This window comes from Streptomyces sp. NPDC020490 (assembly GCF_044335305.1).
Lineage (GTDB): Bacteria > Actinomycetota > Actinomycetes > Streptomycetales > Streptomycetaceae > Streptomyces.
This window is the reverse complement of the sequence record NZ_JBIRUY010000001.1, coordinates 20,618-43,416: the sequence shown is the minus strand read 5'-3', so window position 1 is coordinate 43,416 and position 22,799 is coordinate 20,618. Positions and strand designations below refer to the sequence as shown.

The 22,799-nt window shown below is 72.0% G+C and carries 18 protein-coding genes and 3 pseudogenes; 11 read left to right on the top strand and 10 right to left on the bottom strand.

What is annotated here, in order from left to right; translation table 11 throughout:
• Positions 1 to 68 precede the first annotated feature (68 nt).
• From ACH4ZX_RS00185 to ACH4ZX_RS00160, 6 genes are all read right to left on the bottom strand, one after another.
• Entirely contained in the window at positions 69 to 1,019 is a 951-nt protein-coding gene (locus ACH4ZX_RS00185; protein WP_398265017.1) for a cytochrome P450, read from the bottom strand.
• A gap of 796 nt (positions 1,020 to 1,815) precedes the next feature.
• A complete protein-coding gene (locus tag ACH4ZX_RS00180; protein ID WP_398265014.1) occupies positions 1,816 to 2,202 on the bottom strand; it encodes an aminotransferase class III-fold pyridoxal phosphate-dependent enzyme in 387 nt (128 codons plus the stop codon).
• Complete coding sequence (gene bioB, locus ACH4ZX_RS00175; RefSeq protein WP_398265011.1) at positions 2,195 to 3,391, bottom strand: biotin synthase BioB; 1,197 nt, start codon at positions 3,389 to 3,391, stop codon at positions 2,195 to 2,197. Before bioB ends, ACH4ZX_RS00180 begins: the two co-directional genes overlap by 8 nt.
• 771 nt (positions 3,392 to 4,162) lie before the next feature.
• Entirely contained in the window at positions 4,163 to 5,773 is a 1,611-nt protein-coding gene (locus tag ACH4ZX_RS00170) for a purine-cytosine permease family protein (RefSeq protein ID WP_398265008.1), read from the bottom strand.
• 77 nt (positions 5,774 to 5,850) lie between these two features.
• Entirely contained in the window at positions 5,851 to 6,084 is a 234-nt protein-coding gene (locus tag ACH4ZX_RS00165; RefSeq protein ID WP_351895093.1) for a biotin/lipoyl-binding carrier protein, read from the bottom strand.
• A gap of 34 nt (positions 6,085 to 6,118) precedes the next feature.
• Positions 6,119 to 7,480 (bottom strand): acetyl/propionyl/methylcrotonyl-CoA carboxylase subunit alpha, encoded by a 1,362-nt coding sequence (locus tag ACH4ZX_RS00160; RefSeq protein WP_398265005.1) that lies wholly within the window; start codon positions 7,478 to 7,480, stop codon positions 6,119 to 6,121.
• A gap of 463 nt (positions 7,481 to 7,943) precedes the next feature.
• Between ACH4ZX_RS00160 and ACH4ZX_RS00155 the strand changes: the two genes are divergently transcribed.
• From ACH4ZX_RS00155 to mug, 9 genes and pseudogenes are all read left to right on the top strand, one after another.
• Positions 7,944 to 8,630 carry a class I SAM-dependent methyltransferase gene (locus ACH4ZX_RS00155; protein WP_398265002.1) on the top strand — a complete coding sequence of 229 codons (687 nt, stop codon included), beginning with the start codon at positions 7,944 to 7,946 and terminating at the stop codon, positions 8,628 to 8,630.
• A gap of 252 nt (positions 8,631 to 8,882) precedes the next feature.
• A complete protein-coding gene (locus ACH4ZX_RS00150) occupies positions 8,883 to 9,803 on the top strand; it encodes an ABC transporter ATP-binding protein (RefSeq protein WP_398264999.1) in 921 nt (306 codons plus the stop codon).
• A gap of 4 nt (positions 9,804 to 9,807) precedes the next feature.
• Positions 9,808 to 12,375, top strand: coding sequence for an ABC transporter permease (locus tag ACH4ZX_RS00145; RefSeq protein ID WP_398264996.1), 2,568 nt, complete (start codon positions 9,808 to 9,810; stop codon positions 12,373 to 12,375).
• Positions 12,376 to 12,456: 81 nt separating this feature from the next.
• A pseudogene (locus ACH4ZX_RS00140) lies at positions 12,457 to 12,883 on the top strand (GNAT family N-acetyltransferase).
• Between the two features lie 207 nt (positions 12,884 to 13,090).
• A complete protein-coding gene (locus tag ACH4ZX_RS00135) occupies positions 13,091 to 14,425 on the top strand; it encodes a hemolysin family protein (protein WP_398264993.1) in 1,335 nt (444 codons plus the stop codon).
• Complete coding sequence (locus ACH4ZX_RS00130; RefSeq protein WP_398264990.1) at positions 14,422 to 15,435, top strand: hemolysin family protein; 1,014 nt, start codon at positions 14,422 to 14,424, stop codon at positions 15,433 to 15,435. The genes ACH4ZX_RS00135 and ACH4ZX_RS00130 overlap by 4 nt, the downstream gene beginning before the upstream one ends.
• A gap of 58 nt (positions 15,436 to 15,493) precedes the next feature.
• Positions 15,494 to 16,276, top strand: coding sequence for an SGNH/GDSL hydrolase family protein (locus ACH4ZX_RS00125; protein WP_398264987.1), 783 nt, complete (start codon positions 15,494 to 15,496; stop codon positions 16,274 to 16,276).
• A 109-nt stretch (positions 16,277 to 16,385) separates the two neighbouring features.
• Positions 16,386 to 17,828 carry an adenylosuccinate lyase gene (gene purB / locus ACH4ZX_RS00120; RefSeq protein ID WP_398264984.1) on the top strand — a complete coding sequence of 481 codons (1,443 nt, stop codon included), beginning with the start codon at positions 16,386 to 16,388 and terminating at the stop codon, positions 17,826 to 17,828.
• A gap of 44 nt (positions 17,829 to 17,872) precedes the next feature.
• Positions 17,873 to 18,373: a G/U mismatch-specific DNA glycosylase gene (gene mug, locus ACH4ZX_RS00115; protein WP_398266623.1), complete on the top strand. Its 501-nt coding sequence runs from the start codon at positions 17,873 to 17,875 to the stop codon at positions 18,371 to 18,373.
• A gap of 7 nt (positions 18,374 to 18,380) precedes the next feature.
• Here mug and ACH4ZX_RS00110 read toward each other — a convergent pair whose 3' ends face one another.
• Together ACH4ZX_RS00110 and ACH4ZX_RS00105 are read right to left on the bottom strand one after the other, a co-directional pair.
• Complete coding sequence (locus tag ACH4ZX_RS00110) at positions 18,381 to 18,824, bottom strand: hypothetical protein (protein ID WP_398264981.1); 444 nt, start codon at positions 18,822 to 18,824, stop codon at positions 18,381 to 18,383.
• Between the two features lie 125 nt (positions 18,825 to 18,949).
• Positions 18,950 to 19,267: pseudogene (locus ACH4ZX_RS00105) on the bottom strand (ABC transporter permease); the annotation flags it as partial.
• Here ACH4ZX_RS00105 and ACH4ZX_RS00100 point away from each other — a divergent pair.
• Together ACH4ZX_RS00100 and ACH4ZX_RS00095 are read left to right on the top strand one after the other, a co-directional pair.
• Positions 19,244 to 19,546: pseudogene (locus tag ACH4ZX_RS00100) on the top strand (response regulator transcription factor); the annotation flags it as partial. The pseudogenes ACH4ZX_RS00105 and ACH4ZX_RS00100 overlap by 24 nt on opposite strands.
• A gap of 123 nt (positions 19,547 to 19,669) precedes the next feature.
• Positions 19,670 to 20,827: an ROK family transcriptional regulator gene (locus tag ACH4ZX_RS00095; protein WP_398264978.1), complete on the top strand. Its 1,158-nt coding sequence runs from the start codon at positions 19,670 to 19,672 to the stop codon at positions 20,825 to 20,827.
• A 51-nt stretch (positions 20,828 to 20,878) separates the two neighbouring features.
• Here ACH4ZX_RS00095 and ACH4ZX_RS00090 read toward each other — a convergent pair whose 3' ends face one another.
• Both ACH4ZX_RS00090 and ACH4ZX_RS00085 read right to left on the bottom strand, forming a co-directional pair.
• Positions 20,879 to 21,640, bottom strand: a complete 762-nt coding sequence (locus ACH4ZX_RS00090; RefSeq protein WP_398264975.1) for a GntR family transcriptional regulator — start codon at positions 21,638 to 21,640, stop codon at positions 20,879 to 20,881.
• Positions 21,641 to 21,824: 184 nt separating this feature from the next.
• A complete protein-coding gene (locus ACH4ZX_RS00085) occupies positions 21,825 to 22,727 on the bottom strand; it encodes an RNA polymerase sigma-70 factor (RefSeq protein WP_398264972.1) in 903 nt (300 codons plus the stop codon).
• Positions 22,728 to 22,799 lie beyond the last annotated feature (72 nt).

Sequence of the window (22,799 nt, the reverse complement as noted above, 5' to 3'; positions counted from 1 at the left end):
CCTCCCCGGCCCGGACAAGCCGGCCCGGGGACCGTACCGGCCGGCCCCGGGCAGCCTGACCATGCGCGTTACGTGGTCGTCGGGACAGCCGGGCCGGTGTGGACGGGTAGGGTGCGCGGACCACGGACCAGCAGTCCGGGCCGGTAGGACAGACGGGCGGGATCCGAGGCCAGTCGAAGACCGGGAAGGGCCTCGAAGAGCATGGGCAGCGCCGTCAGGGCCTCCAGCCGAGCCAGCCGCGCGCCTATGCAGTAGTGCGGCCCGTGGCCGAAGGCCAGGCTCGGTGGCGATGCCGAACCGGCCCACCGCTGGGGTCGGAAGGCATCCGGCTCCGGATAGCGGCTAGGGTCGCGGCTGGCCGCGGCCAGGACGCCGAGCACGGACGCGCCGGCCGGGATATGTGTGCCGTCCAGCCGGACGTCCTCCACGGTGCAGCGCCATGTCGTCGCCTCCAAGGGGCTGGCGTGGCGCAGGGCCTCCTCGACCACGTGCGGCCAGTACGGCTGCTCCAGCTCTGCCGGGTGGCTGAGCAGCAGCAGGACGGCTGAGGCCAGCAGGTTCATCGTCGTTTCGTAGCCGGCGAACAGCAGCAGGAACGCCATGGCCAGCAACTCGTGGTGACTCAGCTCGGTGTGCACCAGCGAGCTGAACAGATCGCTTCCGGGAGTGCGGCGCTTGTCCTCGATCAGTGACGAGAAGTACGTGTACAGCGACGACCACGCCTCGTCCAGCGCACCCGGCGGCAGCGAGTCGGCGGGCGAGCCCACCCGGTAGGTCCACTCGCGCAGCGCCGACCGATCGGCGGGCGGCACGCCCAGCACCTCACCGATCACCAGTACCGGCAGCGGGAACGCGAAGGCGTCGACCAGGTCCACTTCGGTGCCGCGGGTGATGCGCCCCAGCAGACCGGCGGTCAGTGCTTCGATGCGCGGGCGCAGGGCGTCCACGCGACGGGGCGTGAAGGTCGCGGTGACCAGGCGTCTCAACCGGGTGTGCTCGGGGGCGTCGGTGTTGAGCATGTGTTGGGTGAGCAGCGCGCGAGCCCGCTGGGCGGCTGAGTCGGCCTTCGGACGTCCTGCCTTTGCCGGTGGCACGCTGGAGAACCGGCTGTCGGCAAGGACGGCTCGCACCTGGTCGTATCCGGTGACCATCCATGCCTGGGAGCCGTTGTCGAGTGGTACCCGGACTGCGGGTCCGGTGTCGCGGAGAGCGGCGTAGAACGGGTATGGGTCGGCGGCGAACCCGGGGTCGGCCGCATTCAGCGGGGTTCCGGTGTACGGGCACCCCGGTGTCGTCGTTCGGCTGGAGGTGGCCGAAGCCGGTGGAGGTGTTGTCATGGAGTTCACAATCATGATTCTTTACCGCCGGAGAGCTTCCGTTGCGATCTTGGAACACAGCGGCGTACCGGTGGCTGCCGAGAACGGTCACAGAACTTGCTGAAGCGATCCGGTGGGACGCGTCCCTGCTCCGACGGACGCGGCATCGCCGAAGGAGTCCGCCGGGCAAGGGGCGGCCGCTACGTCCGATAGGTCCGCCGGAGTGCAGCGGGCCTCCGGATCATGCTGCAGCGGCCAGAAACCGGTCACTGGGGCGAGCGGAGACGGGCCGCGTGGGCACAGCGGCGCTGCGGTGGCGGCCACCCTGCCACCCTGCCGGCCTGGTGGCCGAGTCGGACGACGCCGATCGTGCCCAGCACCCTTACGTCGTGCGTAACCGGTACCCCCGCCGTGCCGACCGGGCCGTCCTGCAGTGCCGCTTTGATCGGCTTGGCCTTGTGGCTCCGGTCACGGAAGAGCGAGAGGGCGATCGAGGCGTTCACGGCCGAACCCGCGAGCGGGTTGGCGAGGGACGCGGGACCGTGCGCGAGCGCCGGCGCTGCGCGCGGGCTGATGTGCTTCGCCCCCCCCTCGTCGAGGACAGCGTTCTCGCCGGTGGGAGGTAGCCGCGCGTCAGGGCCCTGGCCGGGCGTGTGGCATCAGGACCGCCCCCGGTGTGCTCGGCCGCGGACAGCGTCCCCGTGCGCCCGAAGGCAGTGGTGATCTCGTCGACGACGGACAGCACACCGTGCTCGTCACAGGCCTCCTGCAGTATCCGCGGTGAAGCCGGTGGGGGCTCGACCCGGTCGGGCACCGGGGCGTCCGCGCGCCGTGTGTGCTGCCGGTCCAGGGCTTGCGGCACGTGCGGCTCTGGTGCGTCAGGCATTGGGCGGGCGGTCCGTGCCCGCGCCGCGGCGGCGTACCGTCACCAGGTCCGTACGCGCCTGGCTGGGCGGGGTCTGCCGCGTCGCGGCGGCCACGACCGGGATATCGCCTCCGTCACTGTCACCGAGATGGCTGCCGCGCGGCCCACAGCCGCCCGCACCGGGCGGACCGCAGCTCGCCACGTCCCCTCGGTGCTCGGGCAATGTGGTGACGTCGGCGCCCTCCACCTCGAAGCCGGCGTCGGCGATCATGTCCAGGTCCGCCTTGCCCGCCTGGCCCTCGCTGGTCAGGTAATCGCCCAGGAAGATCGAGTTGGCGATGTACAGGCCGAGCGGCTGCATCGAGCGCAGGTGCACCTCGCGGCCGCCCGCGATGCGGACCTCGACGTCCGGGCACACGAACCGGACCATCGCCAGGATCCGCAGGCAGCGCTGCGGGGTGAGGTTCCACTGCTCGGCCAGCGGCGTGCCCTCGAACGGCATCAGGAAGTTGACCGGCACCGAGTCCGGGTCCAGCTCGCGCAGCGAGAAGACCACGTCCACCAGGTCCTCGTCGGTCTCGCCCATGCCCGCGATCAGGCCCGAGCAGGCCGACAGGCCCGCGCTGTGCACCCTCTGCACGGTGTCCACCCTGTCCCTGTAGGTGTGGGTGGTGGTGATGTCACCGTAAGTGGACTCCGAGGTGTTCAGGTTGTGGTTGTACGCGTCGGTGCCCGCCGCGCGCAGCCGCTCAGCCTGGTTGTCGGAGAGCAGGCCAAGGCATGCGCAGATCTCGACGTTCTCATAGGCCTCCTTGATGGCCGAGATGGTCTCGGCCACCCGGTCGATGTCCCGGTCCGTCGGGCAGCGCCCGCTGGCCACCAGGCAGACCCGCTTGGCACCGCCCGCGAGTCCGGCGGCCGCAGCCTCGGCGGCCTGCTCCGGCTTCAGCCAGGTGTACTTCAGGATCCCGGCCTTGGAGCCGAGCCGCTGCGAGCAGTACGAGCAGTCTTCCGGGCACAGGCCACTCTTCAGGTTCACCAGGTAGTTGAGCTTGACCCGGCGTCCGAACCAGTGCCGACGGACCCGCCCGGCCGCAGCGACCACGTCGAGAAGTTCGTCGTCGGAGGTCGCCAGCACCGCGAGCGCCTCGTCGCGGGTCGGCGGTTCGCACCGTAGCCCCTTTTCCACCAGCGTCTCCAGCAGGCCCATGGAACCTCCATTCATCGCGGAGCCTCGTGTTTCGATGTCGAAGCTCGTAGGTGTGTACGTGGGTGGCTGGGTTCGCCACCGGTTGCCGCGCGGCTGGGCGGAATGCCCCGGTCGGCGTGGCGGGCTCGGTCTCGGTCTCGGTCTGTGCGGAACAGTGACGAATCCGGGCCGGCTCCGATCGCCTCAGCCGTGCCGCGCGGGTCATCGATCAGGAGATCACGCTGACGGCCCGGTACGGGAACCAGCGCGGCTCCGGGTCGCAGGCGACGGCATGGTCCTCGGCCCGAGCGCTGTCCTGAAGGGGTACCGTCGGACGCCGGCCGTTGCCTGTGGGAGCCGTGATGGCGGCCGGGAAACCGGGTGGGAAGCCGTGATGTCCGCGGCTTCGCTGAGACGTTGCGGCCGGCATCGGCAGCGCGGTCGGGTCAAGGCATGTGGGAGAAGTGGCTCTCTGACTGCCCCTGAAGGTGGTGAAGTGGAGGGGAGCAGGTCTGCGGGCGACGCCTACGTGTCTCTTGGCGCGGCCTTCGAGTCCCGCTTCGGCCGGACCCGGATGCCCAGCACCCCACCGTCCGTGGTTGATGCCGCCTGCGTCCCGGACGGTGGTGAGCCCCGTGCCGCACGGCATGGCGGAAGCGCTGTCCGGCGAGGGTGCCATGATGAGCCGGTGATCCGCGAGCCGTGCGGCGTCCCCACTCCGTGAGGCTGGCAGGTGCGGCTCCCTTCCCAGTGCGGGAGTGGAGCCGCCCCGGCAGCGGAGTGACATCGGAATCAGGAGGTGCGCTGAGCCTCTGCCACCGCCGCGCCGAAGAAGCGCGGGCTTGCTTCGGCACAGGAGGCGCAGATGGGCATGTGGCCGGACGACGGGTCACGGTCGAGCTCCACGGCGATGTAGGAGTGGCCGCAGTGGCCGCAGGCGACCCGGTCCTCCCAGACGTCCTCGACCTCGTCGCGCGGATCGTGCGGACGGGCCATCGGACGTTGGGCCTTCAGCCCGCGGACGAGAAGATAACCAACCACCGCGATGGCCAGCGTCACGATGGGCGCCCATGCCGAGCCGGCGGCTCCGCCCCTCTCGACCATGGCGATCCCTGCGGCGGACGCGAGCAGCCAGACGCCGAGCCCTGGGGTCACGCTGCGAACCCGCCCTGGGCGGAACTCAGGAAGTCCGTCCCGATCCGCCTTCGCGACGAGGATGTGCACCAATGCGATGCCGACCCAGGCCACAATGAAGACGCTCTGCCAGGCGAGGGCGGTCAGAAGGTAGGTGAGGACGTCGGTGAGCATGAGCAGGTACACCAGCGCGCCGGTGACAACAGCCCACACGGTGCGGGGCAGCTTCAGCTTGAACAACTGAGCCGCGACCGTCTCCAGATTGGTGGAGGCGAGGTAGAAGTTCGCCGTGTTGATGCGTGTCTGACTGACCCAGATGAGGAGGACGCCCAGGATCCCCATCAAGTTCACGATGGCGAAGACCGCGGATACCTCGGAAAGCGGTCCGTCGGTCGGGACCGTATGGGCCAGGAAGATGCCGATGAGTCCGCTGACCAGGAAGATGAACGAGTAGAACACCGGGCCGAACGTCACCGTTCTGTGGAAGCCGGAGTCCCGCTTCTTTCCGAATCGGGCGAAATCGAACGTGTACATCATCATGATCCACATGCCCAAGTAGGTCACATAGGAGAAGAACCAACCGGGCACGGGCAGGTCCACACTCGCCGGTGCGGAGAGCCAGTCACTGCTTGCTCCGTACTCCGCCGACGCCCAGATCACCGCGCCGGCCATACCCACGAGGTAGAAGGGCAGGAGTACGCCGTTGAACTTGTCGAGCCAGGTACGCACCCCACCGAACACGAGAGGCACGCTGTAGAGCACGACGATCAGGTAGTAGACTTTGAGGTCGAGGCCACCGAAGTAGTGGTGAAGCGCTACGGCGATGACCGACCCTTCGAAGACGGAGTAGTAGATCGCGGTGGCGCCGAAGATGACCGGGGCGATGACCGCACCTCGGTACCCGAAGAGCCGTCGGGAGAACAACGCGACAGTCAGTCCGGTGTCGGCTGCGTATTTACTGAGGACCATGTTGACGACACTGTGCGTCACCACCGCCAGGACGATCCCGACGAGAGCGGCCACCGTGCCGACGGTCGCCGCCACGGTGGCCGCCGCGACGAGCCAGAACATGGCGCTGGCAAGCGCTCCCCACGCCATCGCCAGTGACCAGCGGCCGCTACGCCAGGTCGTCGGCACGACGTGATTGGCGTAGTCCTCGGAGCCCGCCTTCTTCACGACCTCCGGGTCGTCGTCGCGGGAGACGGTCAAGGGCGGCAACTGCGCGTTCCCCCCCGAGCTCTCCCCAGGTTGCAAGTACTGCGTGGTCATTCGGCACCTCCGTGCGGAATCGATTTTCTGGATGACCTCGAGAATTCCGGGATTCGGCAGAGTTGAGGACCAGAGGACTACGGGAGAGGAGACAGCCGGGCCACGGACGCCCCTTCATCGACGAGGTCGCCTGGCTGGACGAGGATCTCCTGGACCTGACCGGCCTCGGGTGCCAGCACAGGAATTTCCATCTTCATGGCCTCCAGCACGACGATCTCGTCGCCGGCCGACAGCTCGTCCCCCACGGCACAGCGGACCTGCCACACGCTCGCAGTCAGCTCACTGGTCACTTCGATCATGGAATCAGACATGGATCAGGCTTCCTACTCGTTGCTGGATGACCGTTCAGGATGCTGTGGATTTGAGCCACTCACGGTCGGCGACCAGCGAACGGCAGGTCTCTGCCGACATCCACTCGTCCGTCGCGAGCAGACGGCGGTAGAAGGGAATGAGAGTGGCAGGGCCGCCGACCTCGAACTCGGCCAGCGCGCGCCGCATGCGGCGCGTCGCACTTTCGCGGTCCTGGTCCCAGACGATCAATTTGGCCAGCAGAGGGTCGTAAAAGGCAGTGACCTCGTCCCCGGACTTTACCCCGGAATCCACCCGGACCCCCGGGCCGGCCGGCGGATTCCAGGAAGTGATCTTTCCGGGCGCCGGCAGGAAACCCTTGGCCGCGGACTCCGCGTTGATCCGGCATTCGATCGCCCACCCGCGCAACTGCACGTCCTTCTGTGCGAAGCTCAGTGGCTCGCCGGCCGCGACCCGCAATTGCTCGCGCACCAGGTCGATACCGGTGACCAGCTCAGTCACCGGATGCTCGACCTGGAGACGGGTGTTCATCTCAAGAAAGTAGAAATCCGACCCGACCAGCAGCCCCTCGACCGTGCCGACCGAACGGTAGCCGATGGCCCGGGCGGCGGAGACCGCGACGTCACCGATGTGCTCACGGAGCATGGGGTCCACAGTGGGACCAGGCGACTCCTCGATGAGTTTCTGGTGCCGCCGCTGGACGCTGCAGTCGCGCTCCCCGAGATGGACGACGTTGCCGTGCGCGTCGGCGACGATCTGCACCTCTACATGCCGGGGGTCCTCCATGTAACGCTCGGCGTAGACAGTAGGGTCGTTGAAGTAGCGCTCGCCCTCGCTGCGGGCACCGGCGAATGCTGCCGCGACCCCGGCGCTGTCGTGAGCAACCCGGAATCCGCGTCCCCCGCCGCCACCGCTCGCCTTGAAGGCCACGGGGTAGCCGATCGCGTCTGCCGCGGCGATGGCGTCCTCATCGGCGCGGATCGGGTCGGTACCGCCGGGCACCACCGGGATGCCTGCGGCACTCATCCGCCGCCGCGCCTCGATCTTGGAACCCATCCCGCGGATGGCCTCCGGCGACGGGCCGATGAAGACCAGGCCTTCCGCCTCGCACCTCTCGGCGAACTCGGCATTCTCGGCGAGGAAGCCATAGCCGGGGTGCACCGAGCGGGCTCCGGTCTCCCGGGCAGCCTGCAGCACCCGGTCGATATTGAGGTAGCTTTCGGTCGGCGCGGCAGGCCCGAGCAGGACCGACCGGTCCGCCATCCCCACGTGGACGGCATGCGCGTCGGCCTCCGAATACACCGCCACGGAAAGGATCCCGAGCTCGCGCAGCGCCCGCAGTACGCGCACCGCGATCTCGCCGCGGTTGGCCACCAGCACTGGTTCGATACTCCTCATGGGCAGGACTTCCTTTTCCAGCTTGGAATCGATTCCCGAATCGTAGGGACTGCCCCCCTCGGGCGCAAGGGTTCGGCGTTGCACGGTCCCGGAGGCAAGCGTGAAAGGCAGCGCGAGAATGCGGAGAACTGTGTCATCCGGGTCCGCGAGCGCATCCGGGCGTGGGGAGTCGGCAGCCGACGCGATGCCGGAAGCACACCCTTTGGGGAGGGCTCGCCAGACCCCGCGTCTTCTCCGGCATCATCCGGCGGGCAGGCCCTGATCCGCCCGCCGGGTGCGCCGGGGGCCGTGCCGTCGGTCGGCTGCCGGCGTCGTCGTGGCCGGTCGCGCCGTCCCCAAGCCCGTTCGGGGCGCTGCCTGACCGCTGCGGCTTCGGCCGGCCTGCTCGGCCCCGGCAGGGGTGCGGGAGTCCCGTAGGGGGGCAGAATCCCGGTAAGAGCTGCGAACGGGGAGGTTGGTTCACATGCCGTTTCGGCCGTCCGGCTCCGCGAAGGTGGCCCGGGATCCCGTGCACCACCCGCTGTTCGCCCGCTGCTACGCCCGGGTCAGTGTGCGGGCCGAGACGCGGATGGGCATGGCCGGCGTCCGGGACCGGCTGCTGACCGGACTGGCCGGGCGGGTCATCGAGATCGGCGCGGGCAACGGGCTGAACTTCGCCCGCTACCCGAACACCGTCTCGGAGGTCGTGGCGATCGAACCGGAGCGCCGACTGCGGCGGCTGTCCGTCGAGGCGGCCCTGCGCGCCGAGGTGCCCGTGGACGTGGTGCCGGGCGCGGCCGAGGCGCTGCCGGTCAAGAGCGAGGCCTACGACGCGGCGGTGATCTCGCTGGTGCTGTGCAGCGTGCGGGACGTCCCGCGGGCCCTCGGCGAGGTGCGGCGGGTGCTCCGGCCGGGCGGGGTCGTCCGGTTCTTCGAGCACGGCAGGGGCGGCGGGCGGCTCATGGTGCTGACCCAGCGCACGCTGGACCGGACCCTGTGGCCGGCGCTGAGCGGCGGCTGCCATCTGGCCCGCGACCCGGTCGCCGCCCTGCGCGACGCCGGGTTCGAACTCGGCCCCTACCGGCGGGTGATGATGCCCGAGAACGGGCCGGTGCTGCCCAGCTCCTACTGCGTGCTGGGCACCGCGTGGCGGCCGGAGGGCACCGGGTAGTCACGGTCCGGTCAGGCCCGCCGTCCACGCGGAGGCGGCCCCGCACATCGAGCACGAGCCGATGCCGCCGGGCCGCGGCACGCCTCCCCGACCCCGGCACGCCTCCCCGACCCCGGCCTGTGCGGCCTGCACCGGCCGGTACCGGCCTGGGCCGGAGATCGACCGGGACCTTCGGCGGGTACCGGGCGCTGAACGGACCGCACTAGGCTCAGCGCCGACCGGGGGAATCGACACGTCCAGAGGGAGGCGGCCTTGTCCACACCTGCTGCGCGGCCCGCACCGGGTCATGCGTCGGCCGACGGGGTCGCGGCCCGGGCCCGCGGTCTGACCAAGGCGTACGGCTCGGGCGAGACGGCCGTCCTCGCCCTGGACTCGGTGGACGTGGACATCGCGCGCGGCCGGTTCACCGCGGTCATGGGGCCGTCCGGATCCGGCAAGTCGACGCTGATGCACTGCCTGGCGGGGCTCGACACGGTCTCGGCCGGACAGGTCTGGCTCGGCGACACCGAGATAACGGGGCTGAGGGAACGTGAGCTGACCCGGCTGCGGCGGGACCGGATCGGGTTCATGTTCCAGTCGTTCAACCTCATTCCGACGCTGACCGCGGCCGAGAACATCACCCTGCCCATGGACATCGCGGGCCGCAGGCCGGACCGGGAGTGGCTGGACCAGGTCGTCGACACCCTGGGGCTGCGGGACCGGCTGGGGCACCGGCCCGCGCAGTTGTCGGGGGGTCAGCAGCAGCGGGTGGCCTGCGCGCGGGCGCTGGTCTCCCGGCCCGAGCTGATCTTCGCGGACGAGCCGACCGGCAACCTCGACTCGCGGGCCGGCCTGGAGGTGCTCGCCTTCCTGCGCCAGGCCGTCGACGATCTCGGCCAGACGGTCGTCATGGTCACCCACGACCCGGGCGCCGCGGCCCACTCGGACCTGGTGCTCTTCCTCGCCGACGGACGGATCGTCGACGAGATGGAGCGGCCGACGGCGGAGGCGGTGCTGGAGCGGATGAAGCGGTTCGACGTGATCCGCGGCCAGATCGACGAGGACACGCCCGCCACCGGCGAGGTCACGTCCGTCATCGGCGAGGAGAAGCCCGCCACCGCCGAGGTCACGTCCGTCATCGGTGAGGGCACGTCCGTCGCCGGCCGGGGCGCGTCCGCCACCGAGGAGGGCTGACACCGTGCTCAAGGCGACGCTCAGGAGCTTCCTGGCGCACAAGGGCCGACTGCTGCTGTCCGCGCTGGCCGTCCTGCTGTCCGTGGCGTTCGTCGCGGGCAGCCTGATCTTCTCCGACACCGTCACCCGCACCTTCGACCGGCTGTTCGCCTCCACCTCCGCCGACGTGACGGTCAAGCCCAAGAAGGACCTCGAGTCCCGGGTCCGGACGGGAGCGGTCCGGACCGTGCCCGCCGCGCTCGCGGACCGCGTGGCGAAGGTCGACGGGGTCGCGTCCGCGCACGCGGACGTGAGCGTCGAGAACGTCACGGTCGTCGACAGCCGGAACCGTTCGGTCGGCTCGACCAGCGGCGCGCCCACCATGGCCACCGACTGGTTCGTCACCGACCGCAGCCCCCTGAAGCTGACCTCAGGGCACGCCCCGCGCGGCCCCGGCGAGGCGCTCCTGGACGCCGACACCGCCGACAAGAAACACGTGCGGATCGGGGACACCCTGACGGTGCTCGCCCAGCCGGGCTCCTTCAAGGTCCGGGTCGTCGGCATCGCGACCTTCACCACCACCAACCCGGGCGCGGCCCTGGTCTTCCTCGACCCGGACACCGCGGCGGCCCGGCTGCTCGGTTCGGCGGGCAAGGCGACCAGCATCTCGGTGGACGCGGCGCGGGGCGTGAGCGACGCGCGACTCAAGGACCGGATCGTCGCCGCGGTCGGCGCCGGGGCCTACGACGTCAAGACCGCCGACGAGGAGGCCAAGTCGGCCACCGAGAGCCTCGGCGGGTTCCTCGACGTCATCAAGTACGTGATGCTCGGCTTCGCCGGCATCGCGGTCCTGGTCGGCGTGTTCCTGATCGTCAACACCTTCTCCATGCTGATCGCCCAGCGCACCCGCGAACTCGGCCTGCTCAGGGCCCTCGGCGCCGACCGGCGGCAGGTGCGGCGGTCCGTGCTGACCGAGGCGGCCCTGCTCGGCCTGGTCGGCTCGACGCTGGGCCTGGCGGCCGGCATCGGGCTCGCCGCGGGACTGATCAAGCTCATGGGCGTGTTCGGGATGAACCTGAAGGCGACCGAGATGGTCGTCGGCTGGGGCACGCCGGTGGCGGCGTACGTCGTCGGCGTCGGCGTCACCTTCCTGGCCGCGTATCTCCCCGCCCGGCGCGCCGCGGCGGTCTCCCCGATGGCCGCGCTGGCGGACGCCGAGATCGCCGGCATGGGACGGCCGCTGCGCACCCGCGCGGTGGTCGGCGCGTCCGTCGGGGCGATCGGTGCGGCCGCGCTCGCCGGCTGCGCCGTGGCGTCGCGGACGGCCACCGCCGCCTCCCTGCTGGGCCTCGGTGTGGTGCTGACCCTGATCGCGACGGTGATCGCGGGACCGCTGCTGGTCCGGCCCGTGATCCGGGTCCTCGGCGGCGCCTTCCCCGCCCTGTTCGGCTCGGTCGGCCGCATGAGCCAGCGCAACGCCCTGCGCAACCCCCGGCGCACCGGGGCCACCGCGGCGGCCCTGATGGTGGGACTCGCCCTGGTCGGCGGCATGTCGGTGGCCAGCGCCTCGATGTCGAAGTCCTTCGACCAGCAGATCGACAAGACGCTCGGCGCCGACTTCGTGATCATGAACGGGAATTATCTGCCGTTCTCGAAGGAGGTCACCGACAAGGTGCGAGGCACGCGGGACGTCGGACTCGTCGTGCGGCAGCGGTTCGCGCCGGTCGCCCTGCGGCTGCCGGACGGCAAGCGGGTGGAGACGACCGCCACGGGCTACGACGACCGCCTCGACGACGTCGCGCACGTGCCCTACGCGGCCGGCGGCTCGGCGGCGGCGCTGGCGGACGGCAGCCTCGGGATGGACGCCGGCTTCGCCAGGGAGCACCGCGTCCGGGTCGGCAGCACGATCCCCGTCGAGTTCCCGGCCGGGCGGAAGACCGAGTTGCGGGTCGGCGCCCTCACCGACCAGGAGACCTCCGACGGGTTCGGGATGGAGGGCGGGCTGGTCCTCGGCATCGCGACGGTCGAGAAGTACCTGCCGGGCGGCCAGGACTCGGCGCTGTACGTCAACGCGGCCTCCGGCACCAGCCCCGACCGGCTGCGCCAGGCGCTGCAGCGGACGCTCGCCCCGTACCCGCAGGTGCAGGTCCGCGACCAGGCCGACTACAAGAAGCTGGTGCACGACCAGATCGCCGTGCTGCTCTACCTCGTCTACGCGCTGCTCGGGCTCGCGATCGTCATCGCGGTGCTCGGTGTGGTCAACACCCTCGCCCTGTCGGTCGTCGAGCGCACCCGGGAGATCGGGCTGCTGCGCGCCATCGGACTGGCCCGGCGGCAGTTGCGCCGGATGATCCGGCTGGAGTCCGTGGTGATCGCGGTGTTCGGCGCGGTGCTGGGGCTGGCGCTGGGGCTGGTGTGGGGTGTGTGCACGCAGCAGGTGCTGGCGCTGCAGGGCATGAAGGCGCTCGCGATCCCGTGGGGCACCATCGTCGCGGTGGTCGTCGGCTCGGCGGTCGTCGGCATCGTGGCGGCGCTGCTGCCCGCGTTGCGCGCCTCCCGGATGAACGTGCTGGCGGCCATCGCGCACGAGTGACGGAATACCGGCGGATCCTCCGCCGGTGTCCGGATGCCGGAATTCCGGGCCGGGACGCTCGGGGGATGGTGGGATCGGCACATGAACGATCCGCGCGTACGCGCCGCGGCAGCGGCCGACCTCGACACGGTGCTGGCCTTCTGGAAGACGGCCGCCGAGGGCACCCAGCATCAGCGACGACCGCAGCGGCGTGGAGCGGCTGGTGGCCCGCGATCCCGGGGCGCTGCTCCTGGCCGAGGAGGACGGCGAACTCGTCGGCACGGTGATCGCCGGCTTCGACGGCTGGCGCTGCCACCTCTACCGGCTCGCCGTGCACCCCGAGCGGCGGCGCCGGGGAATCGGCACGGCGCTGCTCGCCGCCGCCGAGGAGCGCTTCGTACGGCTCGGCGGGCGGCGCGGCGACGCGATGGTGCTCACCCGCAACGAGCGGGCGCACCACGCGTGGCGTGCGGCCGGTTACGCGCCGGAGGAGCAGTGGCGGCGCTGGGTGAAGCCGCTCGCCGGGTGACAACGACCGGCACCGGCTGAGGCAGAACGGCGCCGACCGAGCCCCTTTGCTCATCCTTTACCATTGAGGGACCCTTCGGTCCGCCGCCCGCGGACCACCCGTTCTGCATGAAAGGTGTGAGCGTCCGCCCATGGGCGAGCCCCCCAGTAGTCGCCGGAGTCGAGCGATCCTCCCTGCCCTGTCCGACCATGGGACGGAGGTGACCCGATGACGGAAGTGCTCCTGCTGCTGGTGGCGGTCCTGCTCTCGCTGGCCTGCGGCGCCTTCGTCGCGGCCGAGTTCTCGCTCACCACGGTCGAGCGCGGCGAGCTGGAGCGGGCGGCCGAGCGCGGCGAGCGCGGCGCGCCGGGCGCCCTGAAGGCCGTACGGAACCTCACCTTCCAGCTGTCCGGCGCGCAGCTCGGCATCACCGTCACCAACCTGGTGGTCGGCATGCTCGCCGAGCCGTCGATCGCCGCGCTGATCGCCGGTCCGCTGGAGGCGCTGGGCATCTCGCGCTCGGCGGCCGGTTCCGTCGCGCTGGTGCTCGGCACCGCCCTGTCGACGGTGTTCCTGATGGTCGTCGGCGAGCTGGTGCCCAAGAACTGGGCGATCTCCTCACCGCTGGCCGTGGCCAAACGGGTCGGCAACGCGCAGCGCTGGTTCAGCGCGGCCTTCCGCCCCTTCATCTCGCACCTGAACAACATGGCGAACCGTGTGGTGCGCCGCCTGGGCGTGGAGCCGACCGAGGAGCTGGCCGCCGCCCGCGGACCGCAGGAGCTCGCGGCGCTCGCCCGGCACTCCGCGAGGGAGGGCGCGCTGGAGGCGGACACCGCCGAGCTGTTCGTGCGCACCCTGAACCTCGCCGACCTCACCGCGGAGAACGTGATGACGCCGCGCGTGCAGGTCGTCGCCCTCGACACCCAGGCGACCTGCGAGGACGTGGCGAACGCGACCCGGGCGACGGGCCTGTCCCGGTTCCCGGTCTACCGCGACAGCCTCGACTCGGTCGTGGGCACGGCGCACATCAAGGACGTGCTGGCGGTGCCGGCCGAGCGCCGGGCACGCGTGCCCGTCTCGGAGCTGATGCGCGAGCCGCTGCTGGTGCCGGAGACGCTCACCGTCGACCGGCTCCTCGACCGGCTGTCCGGCAGGCGCACGATGGCCGTGGTCATCGACGAGTACGGCGGCACCGCGGGCGTGGCCACGCTGGAGGACATCGTCGAGGAGGTCGTCGGCGAGGTGCGGGACGAGCACGACCCGCACGAGACGCCCGACCTGGCCCCGGCGGGCAGCGACGACGAGGGGCGGGCGTTGTACTCGGCCGACGGCTCGGCGCGCGTGGACCAACTGGCGCGCGTCGGCCTGAAAGCGCCCGAGGGACCGTACGAGACGCTGGCCGGTCTCGTGGCGACGGAGCTGGGCCGCATCCCGGCCGTCGGTGACCGCGTGGAGGTCACCGGGTGGCACCTGGACGTGACGGACGCGTCCGGGCGCCGGGCCGCGCGGGTGCTGCTGCACGCGCCGCTCGACGACGAGCGCGAGCAGGAGGACGAGCGATGACCGGCGTACAGCTGCTGATCGGTCTGGCGACCCTGGTCGTCAACGCCTTCTTCGTCGGCGCCGAGTTCGCGCTGATCTCGGTGCGGCGTTCGCAGATCGAGCCGTACGCCGAGGAGGGCGACCGGCGGGCCCGGAGCGTGCTGTGGGGTCTGCAGCACGTGTCGGCGCTGCTGGCCGCCGCCCAGCTCGGCATCACCCTGTGCACGCTGGTCCTGGGCGTGGTCGCGGAACCGGCGATCGCGCACCTGCTGGAGCCGGTGTTCCACGCGTCGGGCGTGCCGGCGAGCGCCGGGCACGCGGTGTCCTTCGTCATCGCGCTGACGTTGGCGACGTATCTGCACATGCTGCTCGGCGAGATGGTGCCGAAGAACATCGCGCTCGCCGAGCCGGTGCGCAGCGCGCTGCTGCTCGGCCCGCCGCTGGTCACGCTGTCCCGGGCGCTGCGCCCGGTGATCTTCACGGTGAACGCCTTCGCCAACGCCCTGCTGAAGCTGCTGCGGGTCGAGGCGAAGAACGAGGTCACCGCGACGTTCTCGGACTCCGAGCTGGCCCAGATCGTCAAGGACGCCGGTGAGGCGGGCCTGATCGACGAGCGGGCCCGGGAGCGGCTGCACGACGCGCTGGAACTGGGCCGCCGCCCGGTGCGCGACGTCGTGCTCCCGCTGGAACGCGTCGTCTACGCGCGCGTGGGCGTGACGCCGGAGGAACTGGAGCGGCTGTCGGCGCAGTCGGGCTTCTCGCGCTTCCCGGTGGTGGACGGCTCCCGCCGGATCGTCGGCTACCTGCACGTGAAGGACGCCCTCGACGCCTCCCCGCGCGAGGTGCCGTTCCACGTGGGCGACATGCGGCCCATCGCGCGGGTGCGGGAGAGCACGCCGCTGGACGACGTGCTCACCGCGATGCGGGGCAGCCGTACGCACCTGGCCGCGGTGCTCGGCGCCGACGGCCGGCTGTCCGGCCTGGTGACCATGGAGGACGTGCTGCGGCAGCTGTTCGGGCAGCCGGCGTGAGCGGCCGCCGGGACCGACCGACCGGCGGGTATGGAGTCGGGATACCATCGCTGTCGCCATGCACACGAACCCCGCCTATTCCAGCCTGGTCGCCGTGGGCGATTCCTTCACCGAGGGCATGTCGGACCTGCTCCCGGACGGTTCCTACCGGGGCTGGGCCGATCTCCTGGCCGCCCGGATGGCCGCGCGCACACCCGGCTTCCGCTACGCCAACCTGGCGGTGCGCGGCAAGCTGATCGGGCAGATCGTCGACGAGCAGGTCCCGGTGGCGGCGGCCATGCGGGCGGACGTGATCACGCTGGTGGGCGGGCTCAACGACACCCTGCGGCCCAAGTGCGACATGGGGCGGGTGCGGGACCTGCTGACCGAGGCCGTGGAGCGGCTGGCCCCGTCCTGCGAGCAGCTGGTGCTGATGCGCAGCCCCGGGCGGCAGGGGCCGGTGCTCGAGCGGTTCCGGCCGCGCATGGAGCAGCTGTTCGCCTGCGTCGACGAGCTGGCGGCGCGGCACGGAGCGCTGGTCGTCGACCTGTACGGCGCCCCCTCCCTGGCCGACCCGCGGCTGTGGGACGTCGACCGGCTGCACCTGACGGCCGAGGGGCACCGCCGGGTCGCGGAGGCGGTGTGGCAGACGCTCGGCCACGCGGCCGAGGACCCCGAGTGGCACACGCCCATCCCGGCGACGCCTCCGCCGGGCTGGGGCGCGCGGCGGATCGCGGACGTCCGGTTCGCCCACCGGCATCTGCTGCCGTGGATCGGCCGCCGCCTCACCGGCCGTTCCTCGGGCGACGGCCGCGCGCCCAAGCGCCCCGAACTGCTGCCGTACCGGGGCCCGCTGCTGTAGGCGCGGCCGGTGGAGGTGCGGTACGGCGGCGAGTGACGGGCGTCTCGTAGGTTCCGCCGAACAACCCCGCGGCGCTGGCCTGCACGAATCGCCAGTAGAATCTGGACACGTGACTTCCGCTCCCGCCAAGCCCCGCATCCCCAACGTCCTCGCCGGACGCTACGCCTCCGCCGAGCTCGCCACGCTCTGGTCGCCCGAGCAGAAGGTGAAGCTGGAGCGGCAGCTCTGGCTCGCCGTGCTGCGGGCCCAGAAGGACCTCGGGATCGAGGTGCCGGACGCGGCGATCGCCGACTACGAGCGTGTCCTGGACACCGTCGACCTGGCCTCCGTCGCCGAGCGCGAGAAGGTCACGCGGCACGACGTGAAGGCGCGTATCGAGGAGTTCAACGACCTCGCCGGGCACGAGCACGTGCACAAGGGCATGACCTCCCGCGACCTCACCGAGAACGTCGAGCAGCTCCAGATCCGGCTGTCGCTGGAGCTGATGCGCGACCGCACGGTGGCCGTCCTCGCCCGCCTGGGCAAGCTGGCCGGCGAGTACGGCGAGCTGGTCATGGCCGGGCGCTCGCACAACGTCGCCGCGCAGGCCACCACCCTCGGCAAGCGTTTCGCGACCGCCGCCGACGAGCTGCTCGTGGCGTACGGCCGGGTGGAGGAGCTGCTGGCCCGGTACCCGCTGCGCGGCATCAAGGGCCCGGTCGGCACCGCGCAGGACATGCTGGACCTGCTGGGCGGGGACGTGGCGAAGCTCGCCGAGCTGGAGCAGCGGATCGCCGGTCACCTCGGCTTCTCGCAGGCGTTCACCTCGGTCGGCCAGGTCTACCCGCGCTCGCTGGACTACGAGGTCGTCACCGCGCTGGTGCAGCTGGCCGCCGCCCCGTCGTCGCTGGCGAAGACGATCCGGCTGATGGCCGGGCACGAGCTGGTGACCGAGGGCTTCAAGCCGGGCCAGGTCGGCTCCTCGGCGATGCCGCACAAGATGAACACCCGCTCCTGCGAGCGCGTGAACGGCCTCATGGTGATCCTGCGCGGCTACGCCTCCATGACCGGCGAGCTGGCCGGCGACCAGTGGAACGAGGGCGACGTGTCCTGCTCGGTGGTGCGCCGGGTCGCGCTGCCGGACGCGTTCTTCGCCCTCGACGGCCTGCTGGAGACGTTCCTGACGGTGCTCGACGAGTTCGGCGCCTTCCCCGCCGTCGTCGCCCGTGAGCTGGACCGCTACCTGCCGTTCCTCGCCACCACCAAGGTGCTGATGGGCGCGGTGCGGGCGGGCGTCGGCCGGGAGGTCGCGCACGAGGCCATCAAGGAGAACGCCGTCGCCTCCGCGCTGGCGATGCGGGAGCGGGGCGCCGAGCGCAACGAACTGCTCGACAAGCTCGCCGCCGACGAGCGCCTCCCGCTGGACCGCGCACAGCTCGACGCGCTGATGGCCGACAAGCTGTCCTTCACCGGCGCCGCCGCCGGCCAGGTCGCCGCGGTCGTCGGCCGCGTCGAGGAGATCGTCAAGCAGCGTCCGGAGGCCGCGGGCTACACGCCGGGAGCGATCCTCTGACCCGGTTCACCCCGGCACAGCTCGAGGCCGCCCGCGACCGCGTCATACCGGACGTGGTCGCGGACGGCCTCGAAGTGCTGTTCTGCGGCATCAACCCCGGTCTGATGTCGGCGGCCACGGGGCACCACTTCGCCCGCCCCGGCAACCGGTTCTGGCCGGTGCTGCACCTGTCGGGTTTCACGCCCCGGCTGCTGAAGCCGTCGGAGCAGCGGGAGTTGCTGTCGTACGGGCTCGGCATCACGAACGTGGTGGCGCGGGCGACCGCGCGGGCCGACGAGCTGGACGCGGAGGAGTACCGCGCGGGCGGGCGGCGGCTGGCGCTGAAGGTGGCCCGTCACAAGCCCCGGTGGCTGGCCGTGGTCGGCGTCACCGCGTACCGGGCGGCGTTCGACGACCGCAAGGCCCGGGTGGGCCCGCAGGAGCGGGTGATCGGCGAGTCGCGCGTATGGGTGCTGCCGAATCCGAGCGGGCTGAACGCGCACTGGACGGCGCAGACGATGGCGCAGGAGTTCGCACGGCTGCGGGTGGCGGCGGAGGGCTCCTGACCGGTCGTCACGGCGGGTCGGCCGGCGTGACGACCGCGAGCAGCTGGAACGGCAGCTCCTTGTCCCACTGGGACACGCCGAGGGCGAGCCATCGGCCCGTGCCGGGTATCTTCCACAGGTGTACGTCCGGCACGTGGGCGCTCAGCGTGGCCCAGGGTTCGGCCGGGTCCTGCCCGTCCTGGGACCGCAGGAAGGTGCTCGCCAGGCTGACGGCGTGCGGCGGTCCCCAGCGCTCGGTCAGCCGCTCGGTCAGACCGTCCCTGTCGGCTTCGTACTGGGTCCGCGTCTCCTCCCACCGCGTCCCGTCGTCCTCCCAGAAGTCGTCGCTGGTCAGTAACTCGGCCATGAGGTAGCCGGGTCCCCCGCTGCCCACGTCGGTCCTGCCGTGCGCCGCGGGGAAGTCCCGGACGCACAGCACGTCGATCGTGGCGAGGCACCGCGCGATGTCCATGGCGTCCAGTAAACCCCCCGCCACTGACAATTGGCGGGGCGTCAAGCGCGGCCGCCGTCGCACGCGGCCACCGGCGCACGCGGCCACCGGCGCACGCGGCCATCGTCAAGCACGTGCCCGGGGTGTCAGGCGTCCCGGCGGTTCAGCCGCCACGCTCCGGTCAGCAGCGCGGCCGACGCCCACAGCGCCGTCACCGCCGGTCCGCTCCACGGCCCCGGCGCCCCGTCCCACGTCTCGTGCAGCACCACCTGGCCCGCCTTGTCCGGCAGGAGGTCCGCCACCGAGCCGGAGACGTCCCCGACCACGAACGAGACGACGAGCAGGAACGGGATCAGGACGCTCAAGGTGGCGACGCCGCTGCGCAGCAGGGCGGTGAGGCCGGCCGCGAGCAGGGCCATCGGCGTCAGGTAGGCCGCGCAGCGGAGGGCGAGTCGCTGCTGTTCCCGGCGTCGGCGCGGCGGATGGCCGCGGACCACGGCGACCCGGGCGGCAACCGGGCGGCCCGGGCCGTGCTGGACCGGGCCGGGCTGACCGGGCGGGAGGCCGAGGTGCTGCGGCTGATGACCCGTGGCCTGTCGAACGCGGAGATCGCCGCCCGGCTGGTGGTCGGGACGGAGACGGTGAAGTCGCATGTGAGCGCCGTGCCGGCGAAGCTGGGGGCGCGGGACCGCACGCAGGCCGTCATCGTCGCGTACGAGTCGGGGTTCGTGGCGCCGGGCTGATCCGGCCGGTGCGGGCGGGCCCGGCGCCCGGATCGCCCGGTCGCCTGCGGGGGCGCGCCTGGCCGGGGCCCGGCGTGCCGAGTACCATCCGCCCAACACGCGCACGAGCTGGGAGGACGGACGTTGGGGCGGCTGACCGGCGGGGATCCCTCGCTGCTGCGGAGGATCAACTCCGCGGTGGTGCTGCACGCGCTGCGTGCCGCGGACTGCGCGACGCTGACGGAGATCACCCGGGTGACCGGACTGTCCCGGCCCACCGTCGAGGGCGTGGTCGAGGGGCTCGTCGAGGCGGGGTACGTCGTCGAGAAGGCCGCCGACGAGGGCGCGGCCCGGCGTCAGGGGCGGCCCGCCCGGAGGTACCGGTTCCGGGCCGAGGCGGGTCATCTGCTGGGGCTGGAGATCGGTCCGCACCGCGTGGCCGCGCTGCTGGCCGACCTGGACGGCCGGGTGATCGGGGCGCAGGCGAAGGACGTCGAGGAGACCGCGCCGGCCGACGAGCGCCTGGAGCGGCTGCGCACGGCGGTCGTCGAGCTGCTGCGCCGGGCCGGCGTGCCGCGCGGTTCGCTGCGGGCGGTGGGGGTCGCGACACCGGGGATCGTCGAGGCCGGCGGGATCGTGCGGCTGGGCACGGCGCTGCCCGGGTGGACGGGGCTGCGGCTGGGCGAGCGGCTGAGCCGTTCCTTCAAGTGCCCGGTGCTGGTGGAGAACGACGCGAACGCGGCGGCCGTCGCCGAGCACTGGAAGGGCGCCGCCACCGAGTCCGACGACGTGGTGTTCGTGCTGGCGGGGCTGAGCCCGGGGGCGGGTTCGCTGATCGGCGGCCGGCTGCACCGGGGGTACGGCGGCGCGGCCGGGGAGATCGGCGCGCTGCACCTGCTCGGCCGGGAGGCGACCCCGGAGACGCTGCTGTCCACCACGGACGAGCCGCTGCACCCGCTGGACGAGCAGGCGGTCGCCGGGGTGTTCGCGCGGGCCCGCGAGGGTGACCAGCGGGCCCGCGCGGCCGTCGACCGGTTCATCCAGCGGCTCGTGCACGACGTGGCCGCGCTCGTCCTGGCCCTCGACCCGGAACTCGTCGTCGTCGGCGGCTGGGCGGCCGGCCTGGACGGTGTACTGGAGCCGCTGCGCGGCGAGTTGGCGCGCTACTGCCTGCGCCCGCCGAAGGTGACCCTGTCCCTGCTGGGCGAGGCGGCGGTGGCGATGGGCGCGCTGCGGCTCGCCCTCGACCACGTGGAGGAGCAGCTGTTCGCGGTGGAGGGCCCGGTCACCGCCCGGCGCTGAACCGCGTCGCGCCCCTCGCGGGTTGTGGGGTGCGACGCGGCTGAGGGGTCTTCAGGAGGCCTCTCGCTCCGGGCTCTGGTGGATCTCCACACCGCCGGAGTCGCCGAAGGTCAGCCGGCAGGTGTCCGCGCGATAGGTGGCGACGGACAGCGCCGCGCTGCGGCCGCCGGAGAGGAACCGGGTGGTGACGACGAGGACGGGCGCCCCCGGCAGCCGGTCCAGTTCCCTGGCGTCCTCCGCCCGGGCGGAGCCGAGCTCCACCGAGCTGTCGCGGCCCTCCAGCTCCAGCCGGTGCAGTTCGCGCAGCACGGCACGCGCGCGGGCGGGCCCGGACGGGGTGTCTATGGCGGACAGGTCGGGCACCGACGCGGCCGGGATGTGGAGCAGCTCCGCCGCGACGGACTGCCCGTGCGAGACGCGCGTACGCCGCAGCGTGTGCACGGGTTCGTCGGACGCGGTGCCCAGCGCGGCGGCCACGGCCGCGGGCGGGACCGCCAGCACGCAGTCGACGGCCTGCCAGACGTCGCCGGGGGCGCCGGGCCAGGCGTGCTGCCCGGTGCCGACGGCCACGCCCACGCGCGGCGGCGCGACGGTCGTCCCCACGCCGCGGCGGCGCTGCAGCCGGCCTTCCAGTTCGAGCTGCTCGAGGGCCTGGCGGAGCGTGGCGCGGGCGACGCCGAAGCGGGCGGCCAGATCGCGCTCGTTGGGCAGGATCTCCCCCACGGAGAACTCGGAGTCCAGTGCCTCGGTCAGCACGGTCTTGAGGTGCCAGTACTTCGGTTCCGGCACCGTTTCCAGCTGCGTGGTCCCCACCCTGTCCTCCGCATCCGCCGTGGCCCCCCGCGGCGTTTAAGCGCCCTTGTTTATTAAAGGTTGTTGCACTTGTCTGCGACCATAGGACGGCCCCCACCCTTGGTCAAGACCAATCCTCCGTCGCACGGATGACGCCGAGAGCCCCCGTCGTGGAACGGGGGCTCTCGGCGTGATGTCGCTCCGGCTACTGCCCGACGGTGTCCAGCGCCCGCAGCTTGTCGGGGTTGCGGATGACGTACACCGCCTGGACGCGTCCGTCGAGGACGTCGATCTGGAACACGCTGTCGGGCCTGCCCGCGGACAGCAGCAGGACGGCGGGGCCGCCGTTGACCTCCAGGAAGCGGTAGGACAGGTCGGGGACGCCCTTGCGCGCCGCGCCGACGAGGAAGCGGCCCACATGGTCGGCCGTCTCCAGCACGCGCAGCGGCGCTTTGGACTTGCCGCCGCTGTCGCCGACGAGCCGCACGTCCGGCGCGAGCAGCGACATGAGTCCCGCCAGGTCGCCCTCGGCCGCGGCGGCGAGGAAGCGTTCGGTGAGCTCGCGGCGCTCGGCGGGGTCGACCTCGTAGCGCGGCCGCCGTTCGTCGACGTGCCTGCGGGCCCGTCCGGCGAGCTGCCGCACCGCCGCCTCGCCCCGGTCGAGCATGGCCGCGATCTCCGCGTACGGGTAGGCGAAGGCCTCTCGCAGGACGAACACCGCACGTTCCAGCGGCGACAGGGACTCCAGGACGACGAGGAGGGCCAGCGAGACGGAGTCGGCGAGCACGGCCCGCTCGGCGGCGTCGGGCACGGTGTCCCCGAAGTCGGTGACGTACGGCTCCGGCAGCCACGGTCCGACGTACGTCTCGCCCCGCGCCTTGACCTGGCGCAGCCGGTCGATGGCGAGGCGGGTGGTGACGCGCACCAGGTAGCCGCGGGGTTCCCGCACCTCGCCGCGGTCGGCGCGGGACCAGCGCAGCCACGCCTCCTGGACCACGTCCTCCGCGTCGGTCACCCGTCCGAGCATGCGGTAGGCGACCCCCAGCAGGACCGGGCGGTGCTCTTCGAAGACATCGGTGTCGGTGTCGGTGTCGGTCTCGGTCGTCACCGGTCCATCCCATGCGACACATCCGGCCGTGTCCAGAAGAAATCGCGTGGCGTGAGCAGAATGACCACGCAG